15 protein-coding genes and 1 tRNA gene are annotated in these 18,272 nt (G+C 62.7%); 6 read left to right on the top strand and 10 right to left on the bottom strand.

The genetic code is table 11. The features are described from left to right. Positions 1-41: 41 nt before the first annotated feature. Together QEH68_RS10940 and QEH68_RS10935 are read right to left on the bottom strand one after the other, a co-directional pair. The gene (locus QEH68_RS10940; protein WP_280622850.1) at positions 42-1,724 is read right to left on the bottom strand and encodes a sugar transferase; all 1,683 of its coding nucleotides are present in this window, start codon (positions 1,722-1,724) and stop codon (positions 42-44) included. Between the two features lie 252 nt (positions 1,725-1,976). Continuing rightward, the gene (locus QEH68_RS10935) at positions 1,977-2,234 is read right to left on the bottom strand and encodes a hypothetical protein (protein WP_207593559.1); all 258 of its coding nucleotides are present in this window, start codon (positions 2,232-2,234) and stop codon (positions 1,977-1,979) included. Between the two features lie 39 nt (positions 2,235-2,273). Between QEH68_RS10935 and QEH68_RS10930 the strand changes: the two genes are divergently transcribed. Beyond that, complete coding sequence (locus QEH68_RS10930) at positions 2,274-2,507, top strand: DUF5703 family protein (protein ID WP_280622849.1); 234 nt, start codon at positions 2,274-2,276, stop codon at positions 2,505-2,507. Here the strand turns inward: QEH68_RS10930 and QEH68_RS10925 are convergent. Beyond that, positions 2,487-3,665 carry an acyl-CoA dehydrogenase family protein gene (locus tag QEH68_RS10925; RefSeq protein WP_280622848.1) on the bottom strand — a complete coding sequence of 393 codons (1,179 nt, stop codon included), beginning with the start codon at positions 3,663-3,665 and terminating at the stop codon, positions 2,487-2,489. The genes QEH68_RS10930 and QEH68_RS10925 overlap by 21 nt on opposite strands. 30 nt (positions 3,666-3,695) lie before the next feature. After that, a complete protein-coding gene (locus tag QEH68_RS10920; protein WP_280622847.1) occupies positions 3,696-5,000 on the bottom strand; it encodes a M20/M25/M40 family metallo-hydrolase in 1,305 nt (434 codons plus the stop codon). A gap of 267 nt (positions 5,001-5,267) precedes the next feature. On the opposite strand from QEH68_RS10920, the gene QEH68_RS10915 reads away from it, so the two are divergent. Continuing rightward, positions 5,268-5,350: transfer RNA gene (locus QEH68_RS10915), tRNA-Leu, on the top strand. Positions 5,351-5,530: 180 nt separating this feature from the next. Here the strand turns inward: QEH68_RS10915 and QEH68_RS10910 are convergent. From QEH68_RS10910 to QEH68_RS10900, 3 genes are read right to left on the bottom strand one after another with little or no spacing between them, the layout of a single operon-like run. Beyond that, on the bottom strand, positions 5,531-6,457 hold the full coding sequence (locus QEH68_RS10910) for a MaoC/PaaZ C-terminal domain-containing protein (RefSeq protein ID WP_280622846.1): 927 nt from the start codon (positions 6,455-6,457) through the stop codon (positions 5,531-5,533). After that, entirely contained in the window at positions 6,454-7,794 is a 1,341-nt protein-coding gene (locus QEH68_RS10905; RefSeq protein ID WP_280622845.1) for a 3-oxoacyl-ACP reductase, read from the bottom strand. Before QEH68_RS10905 ends, QEH68_RS10910 begins: the two co-directional genes overlap by 4 nt. Positions 7,795-7,804: 10 nt before the next feature. Beyond that, positions 7,805-9,157, bottom strand: coding sequence for an acetyl-CoA C-acetyltransferase (locus tag QEH68_RS10900; RefSeq protein ID WP_280622844.1), 1,353 nt, complete (start codon positions 9,155-9,157; stop codon positions 7,805-7,807). On the opposite strand from QEH68_RS10900, the gene QEH68_RS10895 reads away from it, so the two are divergent. After that, a complete protein-coding gene (locus tag QEH68_RS10895) occupies positions 9,156-9,911 on the top strand; it encodes a TetR/AcrR family transcriptional regulator (RefSeq protein WP_280628000.1) in 756 nt (251 codons plus the stop codon). The two genes, QEH68_RS10900 and QEH68_RS10895, sit on opposite strands and share 2 nt — an antisense overlap. Before the next feature lie 47 nt (positions 9,912-9,958). Beyond that, positions 9,959-12,058 (top strand): acyl-CoA dehydrogenase, encoded by a 2,100-nt coding sequence (locus QEH68_RS10890; RefSeq protein ID WP_280622843.1) that lies wholly within the window; start codon positions 9,959-9,961, stop codon positions 12,056-12,058. 123 nt (positions 12,059-12,181) lie between these two features. Here QEH68_RS10890 and glgA read toward each other — a convergent pair whose 3' ends face one another. Continuing rightward, on the bottom strand, positions 12,182-13,378 hold the full coding sequence (gene glgA, locus QEH68_RS10885; RefSeq protein ID WP_207593552.1) for a glycogen synthase: 1,197 nt from the start codon (positions 13,376-13,378) through the stop codon (positions 12,182-12,184). A gap of 93 nt (positions 13,379-13,471) precedes the next feature. Between glgA and glgC the strand changes: the two genes are divergently transcribed. Together glgC and QEH68_RS10875 are read left to right on the top strand one after the other, a co-directional pair. Continuing rightward, a complete protein-coding gene (glgC, locus tag QEH68_RS10880; RefSeq protein WP_172322769.1) occupies positions 13,472-14,884 on the top strand; it encodes a glucose-1-phosphate adenylyltransferase in 1,413 nt (470 codons plus the stop codon). A gap of 73 nt (positions 14,885-14,957) precedes the next feature. Then, positions 14,958-16,409 (top strand): SDR family NAD(P)-dependent oxidoreductase, encoded by a 1,452-nt coding sequence (locus QEH68_RS10875; protein ID WP_280622842.1) that lies wholly within the window; start codon positions 14,958-14,960, stop codon positions 16,407-16,409. Between the two features lie 87 nt (positions 16,410-16,496). Here QEH68_RS10875 and QEH68_RS10870 read toward each other — a convergent pair whose 3' ends face one another. Continuing rightward, positions 16,497-17,348: a transglutaminase family protein gene (locus tag QEH68_RS10870; protein ID WP_280622841.1), complete on the bottom strand. Its 852-nt coding sequence runs from the start codon at positions 17,346-17,348 to the stop codon at positions 16,497-16,499. After that, a complete protein-coding gene (locus QEH68_RS10865; protein ID WP_026540668.1) occupies positions 17,345-18,271 on the bottom strand; it encodes an alpha-E domain-containing protein in 927 nt (308 codons plus the stop codon). Before QEH68_RS10865 ends, QEH68_RS10870 begins: the two co-directional genes overlap by 4 nt. Position 18,272 lies beyond the last annotated feature (1 nt).

Raw genomic sequence — 18,272 nt, 5'->3', positions numbered from 1 at the left:
TGTTGAAAGCGCGGTTCTTATCAGGTAATGCGTAACGTTCACTAATAGGCGCCCGATGGCCGGGTCATCGCCCGGAAGGTCCGCCACATGATCATGAGGTCCCCCGCTATTGACCAGTTCTCCACGTAGTAGAGATCCAGCCGGACTGCCTCGTCCCACGGAAGGTCAGAGCGTCCGTTGATTTGCCACAACCCCGTGATTCCGGGTTTGATCAACAGCCGGCGGTGAGTATGGCGCTCGTAGCCGCTGACTTCCCGTGACAGTGGCGGCCTGGGCCCCACCAGGCTCATGTTTCCCACCAGGACATTCCAGAACTGCGGCAGTTCATCCAGGGAGTACTTGCGCATCCACCGGCCGCACCGGGTAACGCGGGGGTCTCCGCGGATCTTGAACAGGACTCCGGCTCCCTCATCCTGGCTGCCAAGGGCTTCAAGGTGTGCTTCGGCATCCACCACCATGGAACGGAACTTCAGCATCTGGAAGGTCGTGCCCCGCTTTCCGATCCTCTCCTGCTTGAACAGGACAGGCCCGGGGCTGTCGGCCCGGACGATTGCGGCCAGGACGAGCAAGACAGGAGCCAGGACGAGCAAAGCCGCTGCAGAGACTGTGATGTCCATCAGCCGCTTGAGCGTGTGCTTGCCACCGGAGTAATGCGGAATGTCAACGTGCATGAGTGGAAGTCCCTCAACGGGCCGCCAGTGGATGCGTGGACCTGCAACGTTGGTCAAGGTAGCGGCCAGAACCAACTCAGCGGCATTTTCCTCCAGCCGCCATCCAAGTTCCTGGATGAACTGGTTGCCACCAGGAACCGGGCCTGCCACGATCACCGCGTTGGCACCGGTCTGCCGGACGGTATGCGCCACGCCGTAAATGGAGGAAAGGACCGGTACGCGCAGGTGGTCCACGGCCAGGACGGTACCGCGGCGGGCACCTGGGAGGCAGGCACCCAGGATGTCGTAGGCGGCCCCGGACTTTCGGTTGATCTGCTTGATGACGTACCTGACGTCCTGGGGTTCGCCCACAACGATCGCGCGGGAAAGGCAACGGCCCCTCGACTTCTCATGGCTCAACCATCGGCGGAAGCCCCATCTGCTTCCGGTCAGGGCCACCAGGCCGAGCGGCAAGGAGATCAGGACAAAGGAACTGACAGCCTCCAGACGGAATACCACCGCAACGATGGCCAGGAATCCGAAAACCCGGAAGCTGGCGGAAAGTACCCGTTTGTACTCCTCCGGGCCTACTCCGAGGACTTTGGGATCGCGCGTCCTGTACACCTCCAGGGCCGCCAGCCAGACCACTCCCAGGACCAACCCCATGGACAAGTGTTGGGCCTGTGCCGGGCTTCCGGGCGATACGCCCATTCCATCGGGGCTCAGGGCTGTCCCGGCCAGGACAGCTCCGGCAACCAAGGCCGTGTCAGCCAGCAGGAGGCTGGTGGTCAGGAAGCGAGTCCACGTCAAACGGTCTTTGAGCGGTGCCTTGATCCGCGCGTGGCGGTGGGTGACTGGCGGCGTCACGGGGTCCAGGGTGACATCCGACCTCAGCGCCGCCAGTCCCGCCTTTTCAGTCCGCTGTGCAGCAGCGGGCTTGCCAATCCAGGGAGACGCCGGCGGATTGACGGTGGCGGCGGCAGAGTCTGTCCGGAAGGCTGACCCCGCGGAGGCATGAGCGGCACCCTGGGGTGCCGCTGCCTTGCCTGATCGCAAGACTGGAACTCTCACCATGTCAGCCCTCTTTGCAGACCTGCCGTTGCCTACCTATCAGTGAAGCCGCGGCACTCCGAAGGCGCACCAGTAGTCGATACTCAACTTTGCGCAGGATTACCTATGACCCCTACGTGCGAGTACCTATCCGGGGGTGCAGGGACTACGTGCCTTAACTGCAGAAAACCCCGGAAATCCGGGCCTGAAGGGCTACAAAGATGAGAGCAGGACACAAAAAACCGGCCGCCCCAAGGCGGCCGGTCGGTGGGAGGGCTAGTCCTCGACGATTTCGAGGTCTTCGTCGGGCACCTCGTCGTCTTCGTCTTCCTCATCATCGAACACCTGGAGCGGAGTAACCTCGGAATATGCCTCGTAGAGTGCGTCCTCATACACTTCGAAAGCGTCGGCAACAGCGAAGAACGCGGCCTCGACGGTGGGGTCCCCTTCACCTCGGCGGGCGGAGGCCGCAGCCAGGTGCTCTTCAAGGGCGCCGGTCAATGATTGAAGCGCGACACGCGGATCGATGCTCATGCCTTCACGTTAGCCGGAAAAGGACGAAAATGGAGAGGGATGAGAGAACAATTTCCGGGTAGCTCCGTAGAGCGCCAACGAGACTATGCACGTCAGTACGAGTACCTCGTACTGACGGTGAGACCTGACGATTCTCTGCCCGACGCCCGACGCCGGCTCGCGGAGCATTCCGAATACGGCAAATGGGAGCTCGAACGCAGCGTGCTCTACCTTGGCGGTGGCCGCCGTTTTTGGCTGCGCCGCAAAGTGTATTCAGTGCAGCGGACCGTCTAACTCCTCCAGCGGCCCCAACCAGGCGTTGGCCACCGTGTTGTGCGCAGATTCGTCATTGGACGGGTGGAAGATTCCTGCAAGGACGTCCCGGTAGAGGCGTTCCATCTCAGAGCCCCTGAAATAGCTGGAGCCTCCCGTGACCCGAATGGCAAGGTCCACCACGTAGCGCGCGTTTTCCGTAGCCCGGGATTTGAGCCCCACCAGCCGGGGGAACCACTGGGCCCCGTGGTCCACCAGGTTGTCAACGTCGCGGGCAATGGTGGATATTTGTGGCGCGATGCCGTCCATGGCCAGTGCGGCGTCGGCCACCTTCCACCGAATATCAGGGTCCTGGGCGAAGCTGCGTCCACCGTGCTTGGCCGACACCCGGCGTTTGACGTTCTCTACTCCCAGAGTGAAAGCACGTTGGGCCACCCCCGTATAGACCGCGGCTAGAAGCGTTTCGAAGCACGCGAAAATGGCGAAGATCAGCAGGTCCTTGTTGGGTCCTACCGGGAGCTTGCGGAAGATCCGCTCAGCCGGGACCACGGCGCCATGCAGGAGCGTGGTGTTTGAAGCGCTGGCCCGCATGCCCAGTGTGTCCCAGTCGCTGAGGGTTTCGTGTCCGGGCTCGTCGCGGCGCAGGAAACCGAAGACCAGCTCTCCCTCACCGGCCCTGGCATCGGAGTCTTTTCCGAAAGTGCCCAGCCGGGTCCAGCCCCGGGAAAGGCTCGTGAAGATCTTCCGGCCGGTGAACTTGTAACCTCCATCGGGCAACGGCTCGGCAACGGTGCCCGAGTCGAACAACATGGAGTCGTTGCCCGCTTCGGAAATACCGAAAGCGAAAACCTCACCCTGGCCCGCTTCCTTGAGGACGAAGTCCAACGAGATGTCGCCCCGGGCAGCCATGACCTGCGCGACGCCGGTCCACACCAGGTGCATGTTGACGGCCAGCGCTGTGGCCGGGGCAGCCGTGGCGAGCCGTTGCTGCAAGGCAGCTACCGCTTCGAGACCGAGCCCGAATCCGCCGTCGGATTCCGGGACGAAAAGCTTCAAGTAGCCGGCCGCGGCCAGCTCCTCCAGGTCCTCGTGGAAAAATCCGTTGTTTTGGTCGTAGCCGGCAGCGCGGCCGCGCAGCCGCTCAAGCAGGGCGTCGGGGAGGATTTCCTCGGGTGCCATCACCAGGCCTCTTTCTCGTTGATTATCGGTCTAGTAGTTGCTCAGCAGCCTGTTCAGGACGCGGGCGCCGAATTGGAGGGACTCGGCCGGCACGCGCTCATCGACGCCGTGGAACATGCCGGTGAAGTCAAGCTCATCAGGAAGCATCAACGGGGCGAAACCGTAACCGGTGATGCCGATCTTGCTCAAGGATTTGTTGTCCGTGCCGCCGGACAGTGTGTAGGGAAGCACCTTGGCGCCGGGATCCTCGGAGTGCAGGGCGTCAATCATGGAATCCACCAGGTTGCCGGCGAACGGCACTTCCAAGGACACGTCCTTGTTGACATAGCTGATGTCGATGCCCTCGCCCGCAAGCTCCTTGATGGTCTCGAACACCAGTTCCTGCTGGCCGGGCAACGTCCGGCAGTCCACGAATGCCTCGGCCGACTCCGGGATGACATTGTGCTTGTACCCGGAACGCAGCAGCGTGGGGTTGGACGTGTTCTGCAGCGTCGCACCGACAAAGCGGGCGACGGTGCCGAGTTCCTTCAGGATGATGTCAGGGTTGTCGGCATCGAACTCGACGCCGGTCAGTTCGGTGACGCCGTCCAGGAACTGGCGGGTGGTAGGGGTCAGCTCCACCGGCCACTTGTATTCGCCGATCCTGGTGACGGCAGCAGCCAAACGGGTGACGGCGTTGTCGGTGTTGATCTGCGATCCGTGGCCGGCGCGGCCATGTGCCACCAGCCGGAGCCAGGAGAGGCCCTTCTCAGCTGTTTGGAGCAAGTAGGTCCGCTGGCCGCCGATGGTGGCGGAGAAGCCGCCCACTTCGGAGATGGCCTCGGTGGCGCCGTCAAAAAGCTCGCGCCGGTGTTCGATCGCATAGCGGGCGCCGTAAGTGCCGCCTGCTTCCTCATCGGCGAAGAATGCGAAAATGATGTCCCGCTTGGGTTTGCGGCCGGTCCTGGCGAAGTCGCGCATGACCGACAGGATCATGGCGTCCATGTCCTTCATATCCACGGCGCCACGGCCCCAAACCAGCCCGTCCTTGAGTTCGCCGCTGAACGGATCAACGCTCCACTGGTCCTTCAGGGCCGGAACAACATCCAGATGTCCATGAACCACCAAGGCGTCGGCAGACGGGTCTTCGCCGGCCATCCGCGTTACGACGTTGGCGCGGCCGGGGGCGGATTCGAAGATCTCTGCCTCGAGCCCCACTTCAGTAATGAGGCCGGCCGTGTACTCGGCAGCCGCGCGTTCCCCCGGTCCGGTGTCGTCGCCGAAGTTGGAGGAGTCAATACGGATCAGCTCCTGGCAGATCCGGACAACTTCATCTTCGGGGCGGATGACAGACATGGAAACTCTCCTTGCGTGGCTGGGCTGCAGGTTTCGGCGACGTGCACTGCCGCTTCCGCAGCGTGGACGTCCCCTGTCCCATCAGCCTACTCACCGGACGCGGTCCCCGTCAGGAATGCATGGCGCCGGAAGTCGCCGGGTGTCCCTTGGGGCCATCCTGGCCAGCGCCGATTTTTTCGCCACCGGAAACCGTGTTAGAGTTTTTCTCGCTGCTTCGAAGGAAAGTGAAGCACCGGAAGGTGCAAACGACTCCACGGAACACCACCTGCGCGGGTGGCGGAATGGCAGACGCGCTAGCTTGAGGTGCTAGTCCTCGAAAGGGGGTGGGGGTTCAAGTCCCCCTCCGCGCACTATCGCAAGGCCTGGAATCCACGGATTCCGGGCCTTGTTTTGTTTGCGGAACTTTCTGGTGTCGCTGTGGAACCGCACGGTCCGCTCCTGCGGTTCCAGGCAGCAGATACGGGTTTAACGACGACGGCGGCGGTCACCATATGGTGACCGCCGCCCTTCGCTTGACGACGGGACCCTACTCACCCCAACGCAGCAACAGTGCCAGTGAAATGCCGCCGGCCGCTGCGGGCATTCCACGCTGCATAATCCGAGCGTTCCCACCCCCCTGAAACCGACTGAACCGTCGAGATATCCACGGCGACCCGTGCCGGGAGGAACACCGGAGCCTCAAAGGCAACGTCCCACGTGAACGCATCGGCCTTGACGGCCCCCACGTCAGCCAGCGCGCGGGAGGCAAGGTACATTCCGTGGGCAATGGACCCACGCAAGCCAAGAGCCTTGGCAGACAGGACGCTGAGGTGGATCGGGTTGAAGTCCCCGGAGACCGTTGCGTAGCTTCGTCCGGTATCCAAGCCGAGTTGCCACAGAGCGGTGGGGTTGGGAGGAGAAAAATCGCTGGGTGCTGTTGCTCCGTTCGCGCTTCCTGGTTTGTCGATGCCCGGCAGGAAGATGCCCTTGGCCAAATAGGTGGAGACGCCACGCCAGAGCAGTTCGCCACTGGAAGCCGAACGGACCTCCGCCACAACATCCACTTGGGTTCCGGCTTTGTGGCCCGCGAGGTTCTCAGCCCAGGACCTGATGTCCAAAGCCTCGGAGAAGGCAATGGGAACCCGTTGCTCCACATGGTTCTTCAGGTGGATCATGCCCAGGAGCGGCAACGGGAAATCATCCCGGTTCATGACGCTCAAGGACACCGGGAAGGCCAGTGCATGGACATAACCGGCCGGCAAGGTGTCGCTGGCCGTCTCCCCCACCAGATGTTGGTAGGCCGTCAGGTTTCCCACGTCTGCCTTGACGTTCCTCACTTCGTGGCTGACTGAGGGCAAGCTGAGCTGGCCTGTTGCCGCCCCCAATACCCGACGGCGGGCCGCGGTTGTTGCCGCATTGACGTAGAGCTTGGACAGTGAGGGCAGCTCCCCGAGGATCACTGGCTGGGGATTGGTCATGCTCCCACCAATTGCTGACCGCAGACCCGCAGGACCTGGCCGGAAATTCCACCAGCGGCGTCACTGGCCAGGAAGGAGATGGCCTCGGCTACGTCCCGCGGCTGTCCGCCCTGCTTGAGCGAGTTAAGCCTGCGGGCAGCCTCCCGAATGGCAAAGGGCATCCGGGCCGTCATTTCGGTTTCAATGAACCCGGGGGCCACCGCGTTGATGGTTCCATCGAAGGGTTCCATCAGCAAGGCCGTGGACCTCACCATGCCGATCACCCCGCCCTTGGAAGCACCGTAGTTGGTCTGTCCCCTGTTGCCTGCGATGCCACTGGTGGAAGCCACCGACACGATGCGCGGTGCGTCCTTGAAGTGTTCGGATGCGAGAAGGACCTCGTTGATGTTCAGTTGGGCTGCGATGTTGACGGCGATCACCGACTGCCATCGGCTTTCGTCCATGTTCGCCAGCAGCCTGTCGCGGGTGATTCCGGCATTGTGGACCACGATGTCGAGCCGGCCGTGGCGTTCCACCGCGTGCTCGATGATCCGGTGACCGGCGTCGTCACGACTGATATCGAGCTGAAGAGCGGTGCCCCGTACCTCGTTGGCCACTGCAGCCAGGTGGTCCCCGGCTGCCGGGATGTCCACTGCAACCACTCTGGCGCCGTCGCGGTGCAGCGTCCGGGCAATGGCAGCACCAATACCCCGGGCCGCCCCGGTGACTACTGCAACCTTGCCGGCCAACGGCCTGTCCTGGTCGCTGGGCAAGGTGCCCGACGTCGAGCTGACCGTCAGGAACTGTCCGTCCACGTAGGCAGAACGCCCGGAGAGGAAGAACCTGAGTGCACCCAATGCCGAGGGGCTCGTGGTGGCGAGGTTGTCGTCGAGCAGTATGCCGTTGGCGGTGGAGCCTGCACGGAGTTCCTTGGCCAAGGACCGCACCAGCCCGTCAATGCCCTGGCGCGCTGCGGCCCCGGAAGGGTTTTGGGCTGACTGGGATGTCCGGGAGATGGTGACTACCCGTCCGTTGGCGCCCAGATCCCGAAGCGAAGTGCCTGCGGTCAGGACGGGTCCGGCAAGGTCTCCGGGGTGTTGGACAGCATCGAGGACCACAATGATGGCGCCCAGTTTTTCCTGGGGCAACGCGTTCCGTCGGACGTCAAGACCCCACCCGAGGAGTGTGGTGGCAATATCATCCGCACCTGGACTGTCTCCGTTGACCAGAACCGGGCCGGTGACCAGTGGGCTGCCGGGTTGGTAGCGGCGAAGCTCCACCGGCTGAGGCAATCCGAGCCGTTTGGCGACGTTCCTTCCCAGCCCGTGGCTCACCAGTTGTGTGTATTTGTCTGTCATGGAGTTCCCCCTATGATGCTTCCAGAAGGGCAACGACGCCCTGGCCGCCTGCGGCGCAAACGGAGATCAGGCCGCGGGCCGGACGCCCGTCCACGGAGCCCTTCTCATGCAGCATCTTCGCAAGGGTTGCCACAATCCTGCCACCGGTAGCGGCGAACGGGTGCCCGGCAGCCAACGACGATCCGTTGACGTTGAGCTTTGCCCGGTCAACCTTTCCGAGCGCTCCATCGAGTCCGAGCCTGGTACGGCCAAAGTCTTCGTCCTCCCAGGCAGCGAGTGTACTCAGGACCGTGCCGGCGAATGCTTCGTGGATCTCGAAGAAATCGATGTCCTCGAACGTCAGGCCATGACGGGCCAGCAGGCGCGGAACTGCGAAAACGGGCGCCATGAGGAGGCCGTCCTTACCGTGCACGAAGTCCACTGCGGCGGCTTCGCCGTCCAGGACCGTCGCGAGCTTAGGCAGGCCGTGGGCGTCGGCCCACTCCCCCGTTGCGAGCAGGACGGTGGATGCGCCGTCAGTGAGTGGCGTCGAGTTGCCCGCCGTCATGGTCGCCTCCGCGCCGAGGTTCTTGCCGAAGACCGGCTTCAGCGATCCGAGTTTCTCCAAAGTGGTATCTGCGCGCAGGTTGGAGTCGCGGTTGAGGCCGCGGTAGGGAGTGATGAGGTCATCAAAGAAGCCGCGTTCATAAGCGGCAGCAAGATTGCGGTGGCTGTTGAAAGCAAGTTCATCCTGGGCTTCGCGGGTGATCTTCCACTGCGCCGTAGTGAGTGCCTGGTGCTCCCCCATGGAAAGGCCGGTGCGCGGCTCACCCGTGTTCGGTGCATCAGGTGCCAGGTCCTTGGGGCGGATGCGGCCGATGATCTTCAGCTTCTGGACAGGGGTTTTGGCACGGTTGAGATCCAGCAGGATCTCACGCAGTCCCTCGCTCACGGCGATCGGGGCGTCGGATGCCGAATCCACCCCGCCGGCAATGGCTGACTCAATTTGCCCCAGCTTGATCTTGTTGGACAGCCCGATCACCGTTTCAAGCCCGGTCGCGCATGCTTGCTGCAGATCATAGGCGGGAGTTTCCGGTGACAGCGCTGAGCCGAGGACGGCTTCGCGGGTGAGGTTGAAATCCCTCGAATGTTTGAGCACCGCTCCTGCGGCTACCTCGCCAATGTGTTCGTCCTGCAGCCCGAACCTGGCGATCAAGCCTTCCAGCGCCGCGGTGAGCATGTCCTGGTTGGAGGACTTAACGTACGCGCCTCCTGTGCGGGCAAAGGGGATGCGGTTGCCGCCCACGATGACCGCCTTGCGTGGTGCTTGGGGGGTGGAAGCCGGTTCGCGGGTCCCACCCGTGGTGACGTCTGCTGCAGCCATGCTGGTCTCCTTCGATCAATGCCAGTTACTGATACCCAGCGTACCTGATACGCTGGGTATCGTGAACAGTCGCCACGAAGAATTCGCCAGTACCGCAGCGGATGCGCAGAATACCGTCGTCGACGGCCGGACTGCCCGTTGGCAGTCCCACCGCGAGGAGCGGCGTGCCGAACTCATCAGGCAAGCGCGCAAAGCGGTTCACAGGCTCGGTAGTGACGCGTCCATGGAGGACATAGCGGGAGCCGCCGGTACGTCGAAGTCTGTTTTCTATCGCTATTTCGGCGACAAAGCGGGACTTCAGCAAGCCATGGGCGAGGTAGTGCTGGGGCAGATGCAGCGCCGCATGCAGGAAGCCGCACAGCTGGCACCGACTCCCCGCGAAGGGTTGTTCGCCATGGTCTCCGCCTACCTGCAGATGGCCGAATCAAGCCCCCACGTGTATGCGTTCATTACCCGGCTTACTCCAGGTGAAGCGTCAGCGCAGGACGCCATTGCCGCCTCGGGAGCGCTGGGGAACTTCTTTGAGCAAATCACTGAAATGATCGCCACCCCCATGCGGGAGTACCTGGGCGAAGAGAAGGAAGCGGTGCTTGTCTATTGGCCCACCGCCGCCATCGGCCTCGTCAGGAACGCCGGAGAGATGTGGCTGGGGAGCCCGGCAGGCGACGCCAAGCCGGACCAGGAAACCATGGCAGCCCAAATCACCGACTGGCTGTGCCTCGGCATTGCTCCAGCGCTTAAGACATCAACCTGACACCAGCAATGACTCATCAGTTGTCGGAAACCAAAGAAGGAAGCAACATGACTGAAGTAGTGGACCGGACCGCATCGGCCCAGCACCCCACAGGCAGCAAGGATGCCGCTACTGGCGCCGAGCCTGCGGTGGACGTCGCCTCGCTTGGAGAGCAGCTTCTCGGCAAGTGGGCACACATCCGCCACGAGGCCCGCAAAGTGGCAGGCAATCCGGTGGTACAAAAGATCGAAGGGCTGCACCACACCGAGCACCGCGCCCGCGTGTTCGAGCAATTGAAGTTCCTGGTGGACAACAACACTGTCCATCGTGCCTTCCCCACCCGGTTGGGTGGCTCCGACGATCATGGCGGCAACATCGCCGGCTTCGAAGAGATCGTCACCGCCGATCCGTCACTTCAGATCAAGGCCGGCGTCCAGTGGGGCCTGTTCGGCTCTGCCGTGATGCACCTCGGCACAACGGAACATCAGGACAAGTGGCTCCCCGGCATTATGAGCCTGGAGATTCCCGGGTGCTTCGCCATGACCGAGACCGGCCACGGCTCTGACGTTGCCAGCATCGCCACCACGGCGACGTACGACGAAGCCAGCCAGGAATTCGTCATCAATACACCTTTCCGGGCGGCGTGGAAGGACTACATCGGCAATGCTGCCAACGACGGCCTCGCCGCAGTGGTGTTCGCCCAGCTGATCACCAGGAACGTCAATCACGGCGTCCATGCGTTCTATGTGGAACTCCGTGATCCAGCCACCAAGGAGTTCCTTGCGGGCATCGGCGGTGAAGACGACGGCATTAAGGGTGGACTCAACGGCATCGACAACGGCCGGTTGCACTTTACAAATGTACGGATCCCGCGCACCAACCTGCTGAACCGCTACGGCGATGTGGCTGTGGACGGCACCTACTCCTCCAGCATCGAGAGCCCGGGGCGCCGCTTCTTCACCATGCTTGGCACCCTCGTCCAAGGACGCGTTTCCCTGGACGGAGCAGCGGTTGCTGCCAGCAAGGTTGCTTTGAAGACTGCCATCCAGTACGCCACTGAACGCCGTCAGTTCAACGCCTCCTCGGCAACCGACGAGGAAGTCCTCCTGGACTACCAGCGGCACCAGCGCCGGCTGTTCACCCGGCTGGCCACTACCTATGCGGCCAGTTTCGCGCACGAGCAGCTCCTGCAGAAATTCGACGACGTCTTCTCCGGTGCGCATGACACCGACGCCGACCGGCAGGACCTTGAAACGTTGGCCGCCGCTCTCAAGCCGCTGAGCACGTGGCATGCCCTGGACACGCTGCAGGAATGCCGCGAGGCCTGCGGTGGCGCCGGATTCCTGATCGAAAACCGCTTTGCTTCCCTCCGCGCGGACCTTGACGTGTACGTCACGTTCGAGGGCGACAACACTGTGCTGCTGCAGTTGGTGGCCAAGCGTCTTTTGGCCGATTACGCCAAGGAATTCCGCAGCGCAGACTTTGGTGTCCTTGCCCGCTACGTGGTGGACCAGGCGGCCGGAGTGGCGCTCCACCGGACGGGGCTTCGCCAGGTTGCCCAGTTCGTGGCCGACACGGGGTCAGTCCAGAAAGCCGCCCTGGCCCTGCGGGACGAGGAAGGCCAGCGGACGTTGCTCGCCGACCGGGTGCAGTCCATGGTTGCCGAGGTCGGTGCTGCACTCAAGGGAGCCAACAAACTTCCCCAGCACCAGGCCGCGGCACTGTTCAACCAGCATCAGAACGAGCTCATCGAAGCCGCCCAGGCGCACGCGGAACTGCTCCAGTGGGAGGCCTTCACAGAAGCCCTGGCACAGGTCTCCGATGAGGGAACCAAGCGTGTCTTGACGTGGCTGCGTGACCTCTTCGGGCTGTCCCTGATTGAAAAGCACCTGTCCTGGTACCTCATGAACGGACGGCTCTCGATGCAGCGTGGCCGAACGGTGGGCACGTACATCAACAGGTTGCTCGTCAAGATCCGCCCGCACGCTGTGGACCTCGTCGATGCTTTCGGCTACGGACCTGAGCACCTGCGGGCCTCGATCGCGACCGGCGCAGAATCCACCCGTCAGGACGAGGCGCGGAAGCACTTCCGTGAGCAGCGGGCCAGCGGCAGCGCACCCGCCGACGAGAAAACCCTTCTTGCACTGAAGGCGTCCAAAACCCGCTAGCAGACCCGGGCAGCCACGCGCTTAACAGCTGCGGAACTGTTGAACAGCACGACGGCGCCGTCCCCACCAAAGGGGGCGGCGCCGTCGTGTTTTCCTGTCTTCCGCTGTAGCGGCGCTGGTGGTTCAGCGCAGGACCGAGCGGTAGACCTCCAGCGTTGTTTCCGTAATGGACTCCCAGGAGAAGTGCTCTTCCGCGCGGCGGCGCCCCGCAATGCCCATGTCGCGGGCACGTGCAGGATCTGCCACCACCTCGTTCAAGGCAGCCGCGAAGTCGCTGACGAACTTCTCCGGGTCAAGGGGCGTCCCTGTTCCGTCGGTGACTTGCTCCAGCTGTACCAGCAGCCCGGTTTCGCCATGCTGGACCACCTCCGGAATGCCGCCCGTGGCACTGGCCACTACCGCCGCGCCGCATGCCATGGCTTCGAGGTTCACGATGCCCAGGGGCTCGTAGATCGAAGGGCAGGCGAACGCCGTGGCATGGCTGAGCACCTGGATAAGTTCCTTCCGGGGCAGCATCCGCTCGATGAGGACGACCCCTTGGCGCTTGGTCTGCAGTTCCTCGATGAGCCGTGCAGTTTCGGCCGCAAGCTCGGGGGTATCGGCGGCTCCCAGGCACAGCACCAACTGGACGTCGTCAGGAAGGCTGGACGCCGCGCGAAGCAGGTACGGTACCCCCTTCTGGCGGGTGTTGCGTCCCACGAAGACCACGCTGGGCTTGGCTGGATCGATGCCCAGTGCTCGGATGGCATCGTCCTCTTCATCGCGTTCCCAGAGGGACACATCGATGCCGTTGTGGACAACGCGGACCTTGTCCGGATCAACGTCGGGGTAGCTGCGGAGGATGTCCTGACGCATGCCGTCGGAGACGGCGATGATCGCCGCTGCTGCCTCATAGGCCGTTTTCTCCACCCAGGAGGACAACGCGTAGCCGCCCCCCAGCTGCTCAGCCTTCCACGGGCGGAGAGGCTCAAGGCTGTGGGCACTGAGCACGTGGGGAATTCCGTGCAGCAGCGAGGCGAGGTGGCCCGCCATGTTGGCATACCAGGTGTGCGAGTGGACCAGGTCCGCTCCCGCAATATCCGGAACGATCCTCAGGTCCACGCCCAGGGTTTGAAGGGCTGGGTTGGCGTCGCCGAGGTCTTCGGGGGTGGCGTAGGAAGCCACCGAAGCCCCGTGATAGTCGGTCTCACGCAGCGCGCCGAAGGCCCGCACGTGAAGGTCGACGTGCTTTGCCAGCACCCGGCTGAGCTCGGCAACGTGGACACCGGCACCGCCATAAATTTCCGGAGGGAATTCTTTAGTCACAATGTCTATTCGCACGCTAACCAACGTAGTCGTTCCGGCGTATGTGTTCTAGTGTGAAAGAGTCCGGAAAATCGGACTTTTGGGGGATACGAAGACGTACGGGGAGCTGTGACCATGGCGTTGAAGAAAGTTCTGGCAATCGTATTGGCAGGCGGAGAAGGCAACCGACTCATGCCGCTGACGGCGGATCGGGCCAAGCCCGCGGTTCCGTTCGCAGGCGGCTACAGGCTAATCGACTTTGCACTATCCAATCTCGTTAATTCGGGATATTTGAAAATCGTTGTACTGACGCAGTACAAATCGCACAGCCTTGACCGGCACATCTCGGAGACCTGGCGTATGTCAACGCAACTGGGCCGGTATGTAGCTTCTGTGCCCGCGCAGCAACGCGTGGGCAAGAGCTGGTTCCTTGGCAGCGCCAACGCAATCTACCAATCGCTGAACCTCATCCATGACGACGCCCCGGACATCGTGGTTGTGGTCGGCGCTGACCACGTGTACCGCATGGACTTCTCCCAAATGGTGGAGCAGCACATTGCCAGTGGCGCCAAAGCGACGGTTGCTGCTGTGCGGCAGCCCCTGAACATGGCCAACCAATTCGGCGTGATCGAGGTAGACCAGAACGATCCCCAGAAAATCGCCGCCTTCGTGGAAAAGCCGGCCAGCACCCCCGGGCTGGCAGCAGATCCCACGCAGTTCCTGGCCTCCATGGGCAACTACGTCTTCAACGCAGACGCCCTGGTTGAAGCCCTGCATGTGGATGCAGAGCGCCTCGATACCAAGCACGACATGGGCGGGGACATCATTCCGTATTTCGTGGACCAGGGGGAAGCGGGCGTGTACGACTTCACGCTCAACGACATCCCGGGAGCCACGGATCGGGACCGCACGTACTGGCGGGACGTCGGTACCATCGACTCGTTCTATGACGCCCATATGGACCTCATCTCCCCCGTGCCGATCTTCAACCTGTATAACTCCGAGTGGCCGATCTACACGCGCCAGAGCATCTCGCCCCCTGCAAAGTTTGTCCGAGGCGAGAACAACACAGTGGGTACGGCCCTCGATTCCATTGTTGCCAGCGGCGTGGTGGTCTCCGGTGGCATCGTTGAAGGTTCCGTAATCTCCAACGACGCCTACGTGGCCGCCGGCAGCCGTGTCCAGGACTCCGTCCTCATGGATAAGGTCCGGGTAGGCGAAGGCGCCGTGATTAAGCGGGCCATCCTGGACAAGAACGTGAAGGTTCCTGCTGGTGCGGCCATCGGCCTGGACCCAGCCCTGGATAAGGCACGGGGATACAAGGTGACGGAGTCAGGCATCACCGTGCTGGCAAAGGGCCAGGTTGTGCCCGAGCCCGGCGAGGCCGAGCTCGCGCTGTCCGCGCAACACCGCCGTGGACTGCCCGAGGCTGTCAAGGCCGCCACCCATGATGATCCGGACATCCGCGACTCTGCCGAAAAGGTAGCAGCAGGAATCCAGTCACGCGTAGCGGATGCCGCAGCGCAGGGCGCCTCGCACTAAGCGCTGGACGCCCGACTGACGCCGACAGAACCCGAGGCAGGCCACTGGCTCCCAAGGCTGTAAAATCAGGTCAATGAGCTCCACCGATCTGACGCCTGAAGAGATCCAGGCCTGCCTCAAGGTTCTGACCACGATCCACGTCTATGACGAGGAGCACCCGGACTACGTTGCAGTCCGCCGTGCCACCGGCAAGATGTTCAAAGCCGTCAAGCGGCACCGCCGGGTCACCAAGCGCGACTCCATCGCCGAGGCCGACCGGGCCGTCATTGCCCTGACGGCCACCGCCGCTCCGGACCGCATTGACGACGAAACCCGTGGCAACAAGCTGGCCCCCTCCGTCACGGGTGAGGTCGCAGGCCACCTTATCCGCTCGCGTCCCTGCTACATCTGCAAGAAGCACTACACGCAGGTTGATGCCTTCTACCACCAGCTCTGCCCTGAATGCGCGGCCTTCAGCCACAGCAAGCGCGATGCCCGCACGGATCTCACGGGACGCAGGGCCTTGTTGACCGGCGGACGCGCCAAGATTGGCATGTACATCGCGCTGCGCCTGCTCAGGGATGGCGCCCACACCACCATCACCACCCGTTTCCCCAAGGACGCAGCCCGTCGCTTCGCCGCCATGGAAGACAGCAGCGAGTGGCTGCACCGGCTACGGATCGTGGGCATTGACCTCCGCGACCCGGCGCAGGTCATGGCTCTGACGGACTCGCTCAACGAGGCTGGCCCGCTGGACATCATCATCAACAACGCAGCCCAGACCGTTCGGCGCTCCGGCAATGCCTACAAGCCCTTGGTCGACGCCGAGGACGAGCCGTTGCCTGCCGCCCTTGACGCTGCCAATGGTGGCCCGGAGTTGGTCACCTTCGGCCATGCCCATGACAAACATCCCTTGGCCCTTGCCAGCAGCGTCACCGAGCACCCTGTCCTGGCGGGCGATGCGATTACCTCTCTGGCGCTCTCCACCGGGTCCGCGTCCCTGGAACGGATCGAGTCGGGAACAGCGATCGACGCCGGCGGCTTGGTCCCCGACCTCGCCTCGATCAACAGCTGGACCCAAGTGGTGGATGAGGTGGATCCCTTGGAGATGCTCGAGGTCCAGCTGTGCAACGTCACTGCGCCATTCTTGCTGGTCAGCCGACTTCGGGATGCCATGAAGCGGTCAACGGCCCACAGGAAGTACATCGTCAACGTTTCGGCCATGGAGGGACAGTTCTCCCGTGCCTACAAGGGCCCCGGACACCCCCACACCAACATGGCCAAGGCCGCGTTAAACATGATGACCAGGACCAGCGCCCAGGAAATGCTGGATTCCGATGGCATCCTCATGACCGCCGTGGATACCGGATGGATCACCGATGAGCGCCCGCACTACACCAAAGTCAGGCTCATGGAAGAAGGCTTCCATGCCCCGTTGGATCTGGTGGATGGTGCCGCGAGAGTCTACGACCCCATCGTGATGGGCGAAAAGGGCGAGGACCAGTACGGTGTCTTCCTGAAGGACTACAAGCCCTCGCCCTGGTAGAAAATCTGGAGTCTCTGTACAGATAAGGCCCTCAAGAGCAGCTCTTAAGGGCCTTATCTGTACTTAAACTCCTCCGCGACTGAACTCCTACGCGAGGCGCGTGATCTCCACCGAAACGGAGAGTCCCGAGCCGCCGCCACCGGACAGGATGCCCTTCAGTGGGGGAACATCGCGGTAGTCTCGGCCCCGCGCCACCGTGACGTGGTAATCGCCTGCAGGCTTGTGGTTGGTGGGGTCCCAGCTGCGCCATTCCCCATCCCACCATTCCAGCCACGCGTGTGACTGTCCCGCAACGGTTTCGCCAATGTCGGCCGTGGACCTTGGGTGGATGTACCCCGAAACATAGCGGGCAGGGATGCCACTGCAGCGCAATGCCCCAATGGCCAGATGTGCCAGATCCTGGCACACGCCTTGGCGCTGGGACCACGCCTGCTCGGCATTCGTCGTCACCCCGGTGGTGCCCTTCATATAGGTCATCTCACCGGCCATCCAGGCGAACACCGCCAAGGCCGCCTCGTGGGGATTCTTACCCTCCACAACGCCGGGAACAATGCCCAGGACCTCCTCGCCCGGCCCACTGAGCCTGGACTGGGGCAACCAGTCGCTGAACTCGTCCTGGACCTTGTCCGAAGCAATGACGTCCCATCCGACGATGTCGTCCTCGACTGCCACGCGTTCGGTGCGGTGCACTTCCACGGTGGCCGTGGCGAGGACCTCAAGGCTCTCATGCGGCATTTGCATATCGAATGCCGTGACCCTGGTACCCCAGTAGTCACGGTAGGTGCTGACGGACGCCTGATGGGGTGAGACCTTCAGCGAGGACTCGAGAACCACCTGCTGGCCGTCGGTGAGGGGCGTCATCCGGGCCTCGTTATAGGACAACGTCACGCGGCGGTTGTACTTGTAAGCCGTCTTGTGCACGATGCTCAGCCGGGTCATGAAACTTCTCCCACCCAGGCATGCTCATCAGCCTGATTGAAGTACTTACGGGAAATCGCATCGGACGCCTGCGTCACGGCCTTCTGCACACGTTCCATGTGCTCTGGCAGCTCGGACATGAGGTCGTCTGTGCGGTGGAACTCGAGGAACGTGCGGGCCTGGCCGACAATGCGCCGGGCATCGTTGATGAAGCCCACACGCTGGGCTGACGGGTCCAGTTTCGCGAGGCATTCATCGGCATCGCGCAAGGCATAGACGATTGACCGCGGGAACAAACGGTCCAACAGCAGGAATTCCGCGGCGTGCTGGTCTCCGAAGGCAGCCCTGCGCGTACGAATGAACGACTCATATGCGCCCGCGCATCGGAGCATGTTGACCCACGACATACCCGCAGACTGGACATCGCGCGTTGAGAGCATGCGGGCAGTCATGTCCGCCCGTTCCAAGGACCGGCCCAACACCATGAACAACCAACTCTCGTCATGGCTGACTGTGGTGTCCGCAAGACCGCGGACCATTGCTGTCCGTTCGAGGACCCAGTTGCAGAAACGGTAGGTTCCCACCACATCCTTGCGATGCTGGTTGAGGCCGTAGTAGGTGGTGTTGAGGCTTTCCCAGAGTGACTGCGAAACAGTTTCCCGGGCGCGCCGTGCATTCTCGCGTGCAGCCCCCAGCGAACCGGCAATGGAGGACGCGCTCTGCTTGTCATAAGCGAGGGCATGCAGGAGTTCAGGGAGTCCGAAGTCCTCGCTCTGGGGCTTGGCACCCATCACGGCAAGGAGTTCCCGGGCTACGCTCCGCTGCTCCTCGAGGGGCAGGTGGTTCAGTCGTTCGAGGTGCACATCCAGGATCCTGGACGTACCATCGGCGCGTTCTACGTAGCGTCCGATCCAAAAAAGAGACTCAGCAATACGGCTCAGCATG

It is taken from the genome of Paenarthrobacter sp. OM7 (assembly GCF_029873575.1).
Lineage (GTDB): Bacteria > Actinomycetota > Actinomycetes > Actinomycetales > Micrococcaceae > Arthrobacter.
Note: the sequence above shows the minus strand (reverse complement) of the source record. Positions and strands in the feature narration are given on the sequence as shown.